This window comes from Pseudomonas sp. B414, from assembly GCF_055408445.1.
Genome location: NZ_JBUZTQ010000004.1, coordinates 54,628 through 67,882, shown reverse-complemented (window position 1 = coordinate 67,882; position 13,255 = coordinate 54,628). Strand labels below are relative to the sequence as shown.

At 59.3% G+C, this 13,255-nt stretch carries 9 protein-coding genes; all 9 read left to right on the top strand.

Annotated features, from left to right (window positions below):
• Positions 1-50: 50 nt before the first annotated feature.
• The 9 genes from hutU (at position 51) to mdoH (ending at position 12,996) form a co-directional block, all read left to right on the top strand.
• Positions 51-1,748 (top strand): urocanate hydratase, encoded by a 1,698-nt coding sequence (hutU, locus tag ACZRMH_RS04960; RefSeq protein ID WP_464012434.1) that lies wholly within the window; start codon positions 51-53, stop codon positions 1,746-1,748.
• Between the two features lie 61 nt (positions 1,749-1,809).
• On the top strand, positions 1,810-3,342 hold the full coding sequence (gene hutH, locus ACZRMH_RS04955; protein ID WP_464012433.1) for a histidine ammonia-lyase: 1,533 nt from the start codon (positions 1,810-1,812) through the stop codon (positions 3,340-3,342).
• A 78-nt stretch (positions 3,343-3,420) separates the two neighbouring features.
• Positions 3,421-4,824 carry an amino acid permease gene (locus ACZRMH_RS04950; RefSeq protein WP_464012432.1) on the top strand — a complete coding sequence of 468 codons (1,404 nt, stop codon included), beginning with the start codon at positions 3,421-3,423 and terminating at the stop codon, positions 4,822-4,824.
• A 27-nt stretch (positions 4,825-4,851) separates the two neighbouring features.
• Complete coding sequence (gene hutI, locus ACZRMH_RS04945; RefSeq protein ID WP_464012431.1) at positions 4,852-6,057, top strand: imidazolonepropionase; 1,206 nt, start codon at positions 4,852-4,854, stop codon at positions 6,055-6,057.
• A gap of 11 nt (positions 6,058-6,068) precedes the next feature.
• Entirely contained in the window at positions 6,069-6,875 is an 807-nt protein-coding gene (gene hutG / locus ACZRMH_RS04940) for an N-formylglutamate deformylase (RefSeq protein ID WP_464012430.1), read from the top strand.
• A 214-nt stretch (positions 6,876-7,089) separates the two neighbouring features.
• Complete coding sequence (gene pip / locus ACZRMH_RS04935; protein WP_464012429.1) at positions 7,090-8,061, top strand: prolyl aminopeptidase; 972 nt, start codon at positions 7,090-7,092, stop codon at positions 8,059-8,061.
• Positions 8,058-8,495: a D-aminoacyl-tRNA deacylase gene (gene dtd, locus ACZRMH_RS04930; RefSeq protein ID WP_464012428.1), complete on the top strand. Its 438-nt coding sequence runs from the start codon at positions 8,058-8,060 to the stop codon at positions 8,493-8,495. Before pip ends, dtd begins: the two co-directional genes overlap by 4 nt.
• Before the next feature lie 231 nt (positions 8,496-8,726).
• Positions 8,727-10,451, top strand: coding sequence for a glucan biosynthesis protein G (locus ACZRMH_RS04925; RefSeq protein WP_464012427.1), 1,725 nt, complete (start codon positions 8,727-8,729; stop codon positions 10,449-10,451).
• Positions 10,444-12,996 (top strand): glucans biosynthesis glucosyltransferase MdoH, encoded by a 2,553-nt coding sequence (gene mdoH / locus ACZRMH_RS04920; RefSeq protein ID WP_464012426.1) that lies wholly within the window; start codon positions 10,444-10,446, stop codon positions 12,994-12,996. Before ACZRMH_RS04925 ends, mdoH begins: the two co-directional genes overlap by 8 nt.
• Positions 12,997-13,255 lie beyond the last annotated feature (259 nt).

The window sequence follows — 13,255 nt, the reverse complement described above, 5'->3', positions numbered from 1 at the left end:
CGATCCTCTTCTCACACCCGACGCATCTGCCCAACGCTGAGGAGTTACCCGTGACTTCAACTACCCCAAAATCGCCTGCTTCGTTCACCCGTCACCGTGATGGTGAGATCCGCGCCGCCCGTGGCACCCAGCTCACAGCCAAAAGCTGGATGACTGAAGCGCCACTGCGGATGCTGATGAACAACCTCGACCCGCAAGTGGCCGAGAACCCGACTGAACTGGTGGTGTATGGCGGTATTGGCCGGGCTGCGCGTAACTGGGAGTGCTACGACAAGATCGTCGAAAGCCTGACCAACCTCAACGATGACGAAACCCTGCTGGTGCAATCGGGCAAGCCGGTCGGCGTGTTCAAAACCCACAGCAACGCACCGCGGGTACTGATCGCCAACTCCAACCTGGTACCGCATTGGGCCACGTGGGAGCATTTCAACGAACTCGACGCCAAAGGCCTGGCCATGTACGGCCAGATGACTGCCGGCAGCTGGATCTATATCGGTAGCCAGGGCATCGTCCAGGGCACTTACGAGACGTTCGTTGAAGCCGGTCGCCAGCACTACAACGGCAGTCTGGTCGGCAAATGGGTGTTGACCGCAGGCTTGGGCGGCATGGGTGGCGCGCAACCGCTGGCAGCAACCCTGGCCGGTGCCTGCTCGCTGAATATCGAATGCCAGCAAAGCCGTATCGATTTCCGTCTGGCCACCCGTTATGTCGACGAGCAAGCCGCGGACCTGGATGACGCGCTGGTCCGAATTGCGAAATACACCGCAGAAGGCAAAGCGATTTCCATCGCGCTATGTGGGAATGCCGCTGAATTGTTGCCAGAAATGGTTCGCCGTGGTGTACGCCCGGACATGGTTACCGACCAGACCAGCGCCCATGACCCACTGAATGGCTACCTGCCAAAAGGCTGGACCTGGGAACAGTACCGCGACCGCGCCGTGACCGATCCGGCAGCAGTGGTTAAAGCCGCCAAGGCTTCGATGGGCGAACACGTTGAAGCCATGCTGGCATTCCAGAAAGCTGGCATTCCAACTTTCGACTATGGCAACAACATCCGTCAGATGGCCAAAGAAGTTGGCGTAGAAAACGCCTTCGATTTCCCGGGCTTTGTTCCTGCTTATATCCGTCCACTGTTCTGCCGTGGTGTCGGCCCGTTCCGTTGGGTCGCGCTGTCGGGCGATGCCGAAGATATTTACAAGACTGACGCCAAGGTCAAGGAACTGATCGCCGACGACGCTCACCTGCACAATTGGCTGGACATGGCGCGCGAGCGCATCAGCTTCCAGGGCCTGCCGGCACGTATCTGCTGGGTCGGTCTGGGCCAGCGCGCCAAGCTGGGCCTGGCGTTCAACGAAATGGTGCGCAGCGGCGAGCTGAAAGCCCCGATCGTGATCGGCCGCGACCACCTGGACTCCGGCTCGGTATCCAGCCCGAACCGTGAAACCGAAGCCATGCAGGATGGTTCGGACGCTGTGTCTGACTGGCCACTGCTGAACGCCTTGCTTAACACCGCGAGTGGCGCGACCTGGGTATCGCTGCACCACGGCGGCGGCGTAGGTATGGGCTTCTCCCAGCATTCGGGCATGGTGATCGTGTGTGACGGTACTGACGAGGCGGCCGAGCGCATTGCCCGCGTACTGCACAACGACCCGGCCACCGGCGTAATGCGTCACGCCGATGCAGGCTATGACATCGCCATCGATTGTGCCAATGAGCAGGGTCTGAACCTGCCGATGATCAACGGCTAACCCCGGGCTCGCTCCCACAAGATTTCTATAATTTCGGTAACACGCGTGAAGGAGTATTAACGTGCTTGAGTTAAACCTGATCCCCGGCCAACTGAGCCTTGCCCAACTGCGTGACATTTATCAGCAGCCGGTAACCCTCAGCCTGGACGCGAGCGCTTCGGCGCAGATCGATGCCAGTGTGGCGTGCGTTGAGCAGATTCTTGCCGAAAACCGCACCACCTATGGCATCAATACAGGTTTCGGTTTGTTGGCTTCGACCAAAATTGCCAGCGAAGACCTGGAAAACCTCCAGCGTTCCCTGGTGCTGTCCCACGCCGCCGGTATCGGCGAGCCGATCAGTGATGATCTGGTGCGCCTGATCATGGTGCTCAAGGTCAACAGCCTGAGCCGTGGTTTCTCCGGGATTCGTCGTGTGGTGATCGATGCCTTGATCGCCCTGATCAATGCCGAGGTTTACCCGCATATTCCGCTGAAAGGTTCGGTGGGTGCATCGGGCGATCTGGCGCCGTTGGCGCATATGTCGCTGGTGCTGCTGGGCGAAGGCAAGGCACGTTACAAGGGTGAGTGGCTGGATGCCGTCACTGCCTTGAAACAAGCCGGTCTTGAGCCGCTGACCCTGGCTGCCAAGGAAGGTCTGGCGTTGCTCAACGGTACTCAGGTATCGACGGCCTACGCCCTGCGCGGTCTGTTTGAAGGCGAAGACCTGTTTGCCGCCGCGATGGCCTGCGGTGGCCTGACGGTTGAAGCGGTGCTGGGTTCGCGCTCGCCGTTCGACCCGCGCATTCACGCTGCCCGTGGTCAGCGCGGTCAGATCGACGCCGCTGCGATTTATCGCGATCTGCTGGGCGCAAGCAGCGAAGTCTCCGAGTCGCACAAAAACTGCGACAAGGTACAAGACCCGTACTCCCTGCGTTGCCAGCCACAAGTCATGGGCGCCTGCCTGACTCAGTTCCGTCAGGCCGCCGAGGTGCTGGGCATCGAAGCCAACGCAGTGTCGGATAACCCGCTGGTATTTGCCGAGCAGGGCGACGTGATCTCGGGCGGTAACTTCCACGCCGAACCGGTGGCGATGGCTGCCGACAACATGGCGTTGGCAATTGCCGAAATCGGCTCGCTGAGCGAGCGCCGCATTTCGTTGATGATGGACAAGCACATGTCGCAATTGCCACCGTTCCTGGTGGCCAATGGCGGTGTGAACTCCGGCTTTATGATCGCCCAGGTTACGGCGGCGGCCCTGGCCAGCGAGAACAAAGCGTTGTCCCACCCGCATAGCGTGGACAGCATTCCTACCTCTGCCAACCAGGAGGACCACGTATCGATGGCGCCTTCTGCTGGCAAGCGTCTGTGGGAAATGGCTGAGAACGTCCGTGGCGTACTGGCGATCGAATGGCTGGCCGCGTGCCAGGGTCTGGATCTGCGTGATGGCCTGAAAACTTCCGCCAAACTGGAAATCGCCCGCACCACCCTGCGCAGCAAGGTTGCGCACTATGAGAAAGACCGCTTCTTCGCCCCGGACATCGAAATTGCCATGCAACTGCTGGCTACTCGCTGCCTGAACGAGCTGGTGCCTGCTCACGTTCTGCCAAGCCTGTAACTCAAAAAAACGCAGAGGGTCCTTCCTGGACCTTCTGCGTCTCTGTTTTCGCCGACAAAAATAATCCAAGGACGCGAAATGCAAACGCAAACTCAAGGTTTGAAACGCGGGCTATCTGCTCGCCACATCCGTTTTATGGCGCTGGGTTCAGCGATCGGAACGGGTCTTTTTTATGGTTCAGCCGCTGCCATCCAGATGGCTGGGCCTGCTGTGCTGCTGGCCTACCTGATTGGTGGCGCTGCGGTCTTTATGGTGATGCGCGCACTGGGCGAAATGGCCGTGCATAACCCGGTGTCCGGCTCGTTCGGTCATTACGCGAGCACCTACCTGGGCCCCATGTCCGGCTTTATCCTCGGTTGGACCTACGCCTTCGAGATGATCATCGTGTGTCTGGCCGATGTCACCGCCTTCGGCATTTACATGGGCTTCTGGTTCCCGGAAGTGGCGCGCTGGATCTGGGTATTGGGCATCGTTCTGCTGATCGGCGGGCTTAACCTGTGCAGCGTCAAAGTCTTCGGTGAAATGGAATTCTGGCTGTCGCTGCTTAAAGTGGCGGCCATTGTGGCCATGATCCTGGCTGGCTTCGGCATCATGCTGTTTGGCATCGGCACCTCCGGCAGCTCTGACGCAGTCGCGACCGGCATCAGTAACCTGTGGTCCTTCGGCGGCTTTATGCCTAACGGCGTCGGCGGTTTGATCGCTTCGTTTGCCGTGGTGATGTTTGCCTTTGGCGGCATTGAAATCATCGGTATCACTGCTGGTGAAGCCAAAGATCCGCAGCGTGTGATTCCTAAAGCGATCAACGCAGTGCCTCTGCGCATCTTGCTGTTCTACGTGCTGACCCTGTTTGTATTGATGGCTATCTACCCGTGGACCCAGATCGGCAGCCAGGGCAGCCCCTTTGTGCAGATTTTTGACAGCCTGGGCATCAGCTCGGCGGCCACTATTCTTAATATCGTGGTGATCTCGGCGGCGGTGTCGGCCATCAACAGTGACATCTTCGGCGCAGGCCGCATGATGTACGGCCTGGCCCAGCAAGGGCAGGCGCCTAAAGGCTTTGCCAAAATCTCCCGCCACGGCGTGCCGTGGATGACCGTACTGGTGATGGGTGCCACTTTGCTGTTTGGTGTGGTGCTTAACTACCTGATCCCGGAAAACATCTTCCTGGTCATCGCCTCTATCGCCACCTTCGCCACGGTTTGGGTGTGGCTGATGATTCTGGTCACCCAAGTGGCCATGCGCCGTTCCATGACTGCCGAGCAAGTAGCTGAACTCAAGTTCCCGGTTCCGTTCTGGCCTTATGCACCGATCGCTGCTATTGCGTTCATGGTGTTTATCTTCGGCGTATTGGGTTACTTCCCTGAGACCCAGGCAGCATTGATGGTAGGTGTGGTCTGGATCGTCCTGCTGGTTGTGGCTTATCTGTTGTGGGTAAAACCGGCAGCGGGCCGTGCGGTTGAAGTGGCGCCCGAGCTTTCCTGAGTTTTTGATCATTGACGGAGTGACGCAATGAAAACCCTTTGGCAACACTGCAATGTCGCAACCATGGCCAATGGCATGTACTCGATCATCGAGGATGCCGCCATCGTCACCCGTGACGGCTACATTGAGTGGATTGGTCCGCGTCAGCAGTTGCCGACGGGCGAGTATCGGCAAACCCACGGCCTGGAAGGCGCGTGGGTGACACCGGGGCTGATCGACTGCCATACCCACACGGTGTTTGGCGGCAATCGCAGCGGTGAATTCGAGCAGCGCCTGCAGGGCGTGAGCTATGCCGAGATCGCCGCAGCCGGAGGCGGCATTGCCAGCACCGTGCGTGCGACGCGTGCCGCCAGCGAAGATGAATTGTTCGCCAGTGCTCGTCAGCGTTTGCTGTGTTTGTTGCGTGATGGCGTTACCAGTGTCGAGATCAAGTCTGGTTACGGCCTGAGTCTTGAGAGTGAGCGCAAAATCCTGCGGGTGATTCGTCGCCTGGGTGAGGAACTGCCGGTTACGGTGCGCAGCACCTGCCTGGCGGCCCATGCCTTGCCGCCAGAGTACAAAGACCGTGCCGATGACTATATCGAGCATATTTGCAGTGAAATGCTGCCTGCACTGGCAGCCGAAGGCCTGGTCGACGCCGTAGATGCGTTCTGCGAGTACCTGGCGTTTTCCCCGGCGCAGGTGGAGCGGGTGTTTAAAGTGGCGCAGCAGTTGGGTCTGCCGGTCAAATTGCACGCCGAGCAGCTGTCTTCGCTGCATGGCTCCAGCCTGGCGGCACGCTATCAGGCGTTGTCGGCGGACCATCTGGAGTTTATGACCGAGCAAGACGCCATCGCCATGGCCGAGTCCGGTACCGTGGCGGTGCTGTTGCCCGGTGCGTTCTACTTTTTGCGTGAAACCCAATTGCCGCCGATGGAGGCTCTGCGCAAGCACGGGGTGAAAATCGCCATCGCCAGTGACCTCAATCCGGGTACCTCGCCGGGCTTGTCACTGCGTTTGATGCTGAACATGGCCTGCACCCTGTTCCGCATGACGCCGGAAGAGGCCCTGGCAGGTGTGACCCAGCATGCGGCCACGGCGCTGGGCATGGGTGAGACTCACGGCTCGCTTGAACCCGGTAAAGTGGCTGACTTTGTGGCCTGGAATATTGATCGTCCGGCAGACCTGGCTTACTGGCTGGGCGGTGATCTGGACAAACGCGTCGTGCGCAATGGCGTTGACGTAGTGCTTTAGGAGAGATGGTTGTGGATAAGGTTCTGACATTCAAACAAGGCCGCGTGCCGTTGCTGATCAGCATGCCCCACGCAGGCTTGAAGCTGACACCTGCGGTCAAGGCCGGGCTGATCCCCGAAGCGCAAAGCCTGCCGGACACCGACTGGCACATCCCGCGGCTCTATGATTTTGCCAGCGAACTGGGCGCCAGCACCCTGGCGGCTGAATACTCGCGGTTTGTGATCGACCTCAATCGCCCGGAGGATGACGCGCCGATGTATGTAGGTGCGACTACGGGGCTGTTCCCGGCCACCCTGTTTGATGGCGTGCCACTGTTTCGCGAAGGGCAGGTGCCTACCAAAGAGGAGCGCGCAACATACCTGGAGCAGATCTGGAAGCCTTATCACCAGACTCTGCAACAGGAACTCAAGCGTATGAAAGACGAGTTTGGCTATGCGCTGCTGTTCGATGCGCACTCCATTCGCTCGTGCGTGCCGCACCTGTTTGAAGGGCGCCTGCCGGACTTCAACCTGGGCACCTTCAATGGCGCCAGCTGTGACCCGACCCTGGCCCGTGATCTGGAAGCCATTTGTGCCGAGCATCCGGCCTACAGCCATGTGCTGAACGGTCGCTTCAAGGGTGGTCATATCACCCGTCATTACGGCAGCCCGGCGGACAATATCCATGCGGTGCAGCTGGAGCTGGCGCAATGCACTTATATGGAAGAGTTCGAACCGTTCAACTACCGCGAAGACCTGGCAGCCCCGACCCGGGTGGTGCTCAAGCAATTGCTGGCGCGGATTATCGAGTGGGGGCAGCAGCGTTATTCCAGGGGCTGATGTTGACCCTGTGGGAGCGGGCTTGCTCGCGATTGCATCAATGCGGTCTAACTGTAAGACCGAGTAGTCTGCATCGCGAGCAAGCCCGCTCCCACAGGATTTATGCAGTTGCCAGATATTTAACCACAGCCTTTTTAAGGACATGCTCATTGCACCCATTCGGGTTTATGATGCCTGACGGCAACATTTTTCAGCCCCTCTCTCGGAGTGCGTAATGCAGACCTTGTTCCCGCAGATCAAACCCTACGCCCGGCATGAACTGGCGGTTGACGGGCCGCATGTGCTTTACGTTGACGAGAGCGGCTCGCCAGACGGCCTGCCCGTGGTGTTTGTCCACGGCGGCCCGGGGTCGGGCTGCGATGCCAACAGCCGCTGCTATTTCGATCCGGGCCTGTATCGCATCATTACCTTCGACCAGCGCGGTTGCGGGCGCTCCACGCCCCACGCCAGCCTGGACAGCAACACGACGTGGGATCTGGTTGCCGATATGGAGCGGATCCGTCTGTTTCTGGGTATCGAAAAATGGGTGCTGTTTGGCGGTTCGTGGGGCTCGACCCTGTCACTGGCGTACGCACAAAGCCACCCGGACAAGGTGCATGGCCTGATTTTGCGTGGGATCTTTCTGGCTCGTCCGCAAGAAATCGAGTGGTTCTATCAGGCAGGCGCCAGCCGGATTTTCCCGGACTACTGGCAGGAATATATTGCGCCGATCCCGCCGGAAGAGCGTCACGACCTGATGGGTGCATTTCACCGGCGCCTTACCGGCAATGATCAGATTGCCCAGATGCACGTGGCCAAGGCCTGGTCGACCTGGGAAGGGCGTGCCGCTACTCTGCGCCCCAATCCGCAAGTGGTCGAGCGCTTCTGCGACCCGCACCGGGCGTTGTCAATCGCCCGTATCGAATGCCACTACTTTATGAACAACGCGTTTCTGGAGCCCAACCAGTTGCTGCGTGACATGTACAAGATCGCTCACTTGCCAGCGGTGATCGTGCATGGCCGCTACGACATGATCTGCCCGCTGGATAACGCCTGGGAACTGCATCAGGCCTGGCCGGGCAGCGAGTTGCAAATCATCCGCGAGGCTGGCCATGTGGCTACAGAACCGGGGATTACCGATGCCCTGGTGCGCGCCACCGAGCAAATGGCCCGGCGCCTGCTCAATCTGCAGCCCGACGAAGCATGAGGGGGTTGTTGCAGCGCGTCAGCGGGGCGCGGGTCGAGGTCGCCGGGGAGATTGTCGGTTCAATCGACCAGGGCTTGCTGGTGCTGGTTGCCGTCGAGCCCGGTGATACCGAGGCCAGTGCCGCCAAGTTGTTGCACAAGCTGCTCAACTACCGGGTGTTCAGCGATGCCGAAGGCAAAATGAACCTGTCGCTGAACGATATCGGCGGCGGTTTGCTGCTGGTTTCGCAATTTACCCTGGCGGCCGACACCAAAAATGGCCTGCGCCCGAGTTTTTCCACGGCAGCGCCTCCGGCGCTCGCCGAGGCGTTGTTCAATCATCTGCTGAGTGAGGCAAAGCGTCTTCACCCGATGGTCGAATCAGGCCGTTTTGGGGCCGATATGCAGGTGCATTTGGTCAATGATGGCCCTGTGACATTTCTGTTACAAATCTAAAACCCTGAAAAACTGTGTTTTCGTCTGAAAACAGGGGGTTTTAGCGAGAAATACTTGCTGACAGTAGATGCGTTGTCACGCGGCCTACTAGATAATCCTGCGCTACACAGAGACTAATCGGACACGTCTGGGGAATCATTCATTCCTTTGACGGTCGGAACAGTGCTCGCCAACCTGGCATTTCGATAGCCAGTGGTTGGTTTCATTATCTGTATTCGGCGAGGTTTGCTCGTGATTGTTAGTCCATTTAGTGCACCAAAAATGTCTGCCAAGCGGTTGCGTAACGCACTGGTGACGGGCTCAGCGCTCTTTTGCTTGTTCGGTGCGGGTCAACTGTGGGCATTCAGTCTGGATGACGTGGCGGCAGAGGCTAAAACCCTCGCCGAGCAGAAGTACCAAGCCCCACGCAGCAATTTGCCAAAGGAATTCCGCGACATGAAGTTCGCGGACTACCAGAAAATTCAGTTCAACCGTGACAAGGCCCAGTGGGCGGGTGATAAAACCCCGTTCAAACTGTCCTTCTATCACCAGGGCATGCATTTCGACACGCCGGTGAAAATCAATGAAGTGACCGCCACCACGGTTGAAGAGATCAAGTACGACCCAAGCCGTTTCGACTTCGGCGATGTCCAGTTCGACCCTAAAGCCACCGAGAACCTCGGCTGGGCGGGTTTCCGCGTGTTGTATCCAATCAACAAGGCGGACAAGCAGGACGAGATCATGACCATGCTCGGCGCGAGTTATTTCCGCGTTGTTGGCAAGGGCCAAATCTATGGTCTGTCGGCCCGTGGTATGGCGATCGACACGGCATTGCCATCGGGTGAAGAGTTCCCGCGCTTCACCGAGTTCTGGATTGAAAAACCTAAGCCAAACGACAAGCACCTGGTGATCTTCGCCTTGCTGGACTCGCCACGGGCGACCGGTGCCTACCGCTTTACCCTGCGCCCGGGCGTGGATACGGTAGTGGACGTCAAAGCGCAGATGTTCCTGCGTGACAAAGTGGGCAAGCTGGGCATCGCTCCGCTGACCAGCATGTTCCTGTTTGGCGCCAACCAGCCATCCAAGGTGCTTAACTACCGTCGCGAGCTGCACGACAGCTCGGGCCTGGCCATCCATGCCGGCAACGGCGAGTGGATCTGGCGCCCGCTGAATAACCCAAAACACCTGTCGGTCAGCAACTTCTCGGTGGAAAACCCGCGTGGCTTCGGCTTACTGCAACGTGGCCGTGACTTCAGTCACTATGAAGACCTGGACGACAACTACGACAAGCGCCCAAGCGCCTGGATCGAACCACAGGGTGACTGGGGTAAAGGCTCTGTTGACCTGGTAGAAATTCCGACCGCTGACGAAACCAACGACAACATCGTTGCGTTCTGGAGCCCGGACACCCTGCCAGAGCCGCTCAAGCCGTTTGATTTTGCCTACCGCATGCACTGGACCCTGGACGAAGCGGCCCTGCACCCGACTGATAGCGCCTGGGTCAAGCAAACCCTGCGTTCGACCGGTGACGTCAAGCAATCGAACCTGATCCGCCAGCCAGACGGCAGCGTGGCTTACCTGGTTGACTTCGAAGGCCCGTCGCTCAAGGCCTTGCCTGAAAACGCCGCTGTGCGCAGCCAGGTCAGTATTGGTGACAACGCCGAGCTGGTTGAAAACAACGTGCGTTACAACCCTGAAACCAAGGGCTGGCGCTTGACCCTGCGGATGAAGATCAAGGATCCGAGCAAGGCCACGGAAATGCGCGCAGCGCTGGTTCAGGACGTCGAGCAGGCACCTGCGGCCAAGCCGGCAGCGGCTTTGACCAAAGCTGAAAAAGCCGCGGCCAAGGCTCAAGAGAAGAAAGAACACGCAGCCAAGGCCCCAGCGGCCGACGCAACTCCAGCCACTCCGGAACCGGTCAAGACTGAAAAAGTGCTGACCGAGACCTGGAGCTACCAGTTGCCAGCCGATGAGTAATGCCCAGCCCCATCCGGCCTCGCTTAGCGAGTACCTGGCGCATTTGCCTCTGAGCGATGAGCAGCGCGCCGAGCTGGCGAGCTGCACCTCGTTTGCCGAGTTGCATGCGCGCCTGTCGGCGCAGACCGATGTCGATGCTGCCGAGGCCGCACAGGCTTCGGTGGGCACCCGGCTGAACCTGACTTCGGCTGCTGAGCTTGAGGAAGCAGAAATGCTCGCCCTCGATGCCAGTGGCCGGGTGATGCTCAAGGCCACGCCACCCATTCGTCGCACCAAGGTGGTGCCCGAGCCGTGGCGCACCAATATTCTGGTGCGCGGCTGGCGGCGCCTGACCGGGCGCAGCAATCCGCCTGCACCGAAGATCGACGAACGCGTCCTGCCCAAGGCCCGCTGGCGCACGGTGGGTTCGATCCGCCGTTACATCCTGCTGGTGTTGATGCTCGGCCAGACCATCGTCGCCGGCTGGTACATGAAAGGCATCATGCCCTACCAGGGCTGGGCCTTCGTTGACCTTGAAGAAGTGCTGCACCAACCGTTGATGCAAACGGCGGTGCAAGTGCTGCCATATGCCCTGCAAACCAGCATCCTGATCCTGTTCGGGATTCTGTTCTGCTGGGTATCGGCGGGCTTCTGGACGGCCTTGATGGGCTTTCTGGAACTGCTGACCGGGCATGACAAATACCGTATTTCCGGCAAAAGCGCCGGTGATGAGCCGATTCCGGAGCAGGCCCGTACTGCGCTGGTCATGCCGATCTGCAACGAAGACGTCACCCGGGTATTTGCCGGTTTGCGTGCGACTTACGAGTCGGTGGCGGCTACGGGTGATCTGGATCGCTTTGATTTCTTTATCCTCAGCGACAGTAACGACCCTGATATCTGCGTCGCAGAGCAACAGGCCTGGCTGGATGTGTGCCGCGAAACAGAAGGCTTCGGGCGGATTTTCTATCGCCGTCGCCGTCGCCGTGTGAAGCGTAAAAGCGGTAACCTCGACGACTTCTGTCGTCGTTGGGGCGGCGATTACAAATACATGGTGGTACTCGACGCCGACAGCGTGATGAGCGGTGAGTGCCTGACCAGTCTGGTGCGCCTGATGGAAGCCACGCCGGACGCAGGCATCATCCAGACCGCGCCGCGGGCATCGGGCATGGACACCTTGTATGCGCGCATGCAGCAGTTTGCGACGCGGGTCTACGGGCCGCTGTTTACCGCCGGTCTGCACTTCTGGCAGTTGGGTGAATCCCACTACTGGGGTCACAACGCAATCATCCGTATGAAGCCATTTATCGAGCATTGCGCCCTGGCGCCATTGCCGGGCAAAGGGGCTTTTGCGGGCGCGATCCTGTCTCACGACTTCGTTGAAGCCGCGCTGATGCGTCGTGCCGGTTGGGGCGTATGGATTGCCTACGACCTGCCGGGCAGCTACGAAGAACTGCCGCCTAACCTGCTGGACGAACTCAAGCGTGACCGTCGCTGGTGCCACGGTAACCTGATGAACTTCCGCCTGTTCCTGGTCAAGGGCATGCACCCGGTACACCGTGCAGTGTTCCTGACGGGCGTGATGTCGTACCTGTCCGCGCCGTTGTGGTTCTTCTTCCTGCTGTTGTCGACGGCCCTGCTGGCGGTCAACACGCTGATGGAACCGCAGTACTTTATGGAGCCGCGTCAGTTGTATCCGCTGTGGCCACAATGGCACCCGGATAAAGCTGTGGCGTTGTTCTCCACCACCATCGTGCTGTTGTTCCTGCCTAAACTGCTGAGCATCATCCTGATCTGGGCCAAGGGCGCGAAAGCGTTCGGTGGCAAATTCAAGGTGACTCTGTCGATGTTGCTGGAGATGCTGTTCTCCGTGCTGCTGGCACCGGTGCGCATGATCTTCCATACCCGCTTTGTATTGGCCGCGTTCCTCGGTTGGGCAGCGACCTGGAACTCGCCACAGCGCGACGACGACTCTACGCCGTGGAGCGAAGCCGTACGCCGTCATGGCCCGCAAACCCTGCTGGGTGCGGCCTGGGCTGCGTTGGTTCTGTGGTTGAACCCGAGCTTCCTGTGGTGGCTGGTGCCGATCGTGGGTTCGCTGATGCTGTCGATTCCGGTGTCGGTGATTTCCAGCCGGGTCAAGCTGGGCCTCAAGACGCGTGACGAAAGCCTGTTCCTGATTCCTGAGGAATACGCGCCGCCCCGCGAGCTGTCGGCTACCGCTGAATACACCCATGAGAACCGCTATCACGCGCTGAATGACGGTTTTGTCCGGGCTGTGGTTGATCCGCAGCAGAACGCATTGGCCTGTGCCTTGGCCACGTCGCGTCACCGTGAAGCTGAGCCGATTGAATGGCTGCGTACCGAGCGTGTGCGTCATGCACTGAAAGTCGGCCCTGAGGGTGTCACCGACAACGAACGCATGCAGTTGCTGAGCGACCCTGTTGCCCTGGCACGCCTGCACGCGCTGGTATGGAGCGAAAGTTACGAAGGCTGGCTCAACGCCTGGCGTGAGTCGGTTGCTGCCGACCCTCATGCACCTTTGTTGCCGTTGCAACCCGCTGCCTGATCCTTCGCGAGCAACCTGTTTCCGCTGTTGTGGGAGCGGGCCTGCTCGCGATTGCATCACCCCCGTTATACCTGTTGCACCTCCTTGCCTGTATCGCGAGCAAGCCCGCTCCCACAGTGACGGTATCCCCCGGCCATTGGCCTTTTCTGTTTCAAAACTCGTCTCATCCCCCTTGCGTGAGTTAGCATCCGTTTTCGAATGGGTGAGTGCCCGGCTTTATTGGCTTTTTGCATCGAGCCTGCCGTAGGCCAACACCTTA

Excerpts from the sequence above, each read along its gene's own strand:
- ACZRMH_RS04950 (WP_464012432.1), top strand. The coding sequence starts at position 3,421 with ATGCAAACGCAAACTCAAGGTTTGAAACGCGGGCTATCTGCTCGCCAC.
- dtd (WP_464012428.1), top strand. The coding sequence starts at position 8,058 with ATGAGGGGGTTGTTGCAGCGCGTCAGCGGGGCGCGGGTCGAGGTCGCC.
- pip (WP_464012429.1), top strand. The coding sequence starts at position 7,090 with ATGCAGACCTTGTTCCCGCAGATCAAACCCTACGCCCGGCATGAACTG.
- mdoH (WP_464012426.1), top strand. The coding sequence starts at position 10,444 with ATGAGTAATGCCCAGCCCCATCCGGCCTCGCTTAGCGAGTACCTGGCG.
- hutI (WP_464012431.1), top strand. The coding sequence starts at position 4,852 with ATGAAAACCCTTTGGCAACACTGCAATGTCGCAACCATGGCCAATGGC.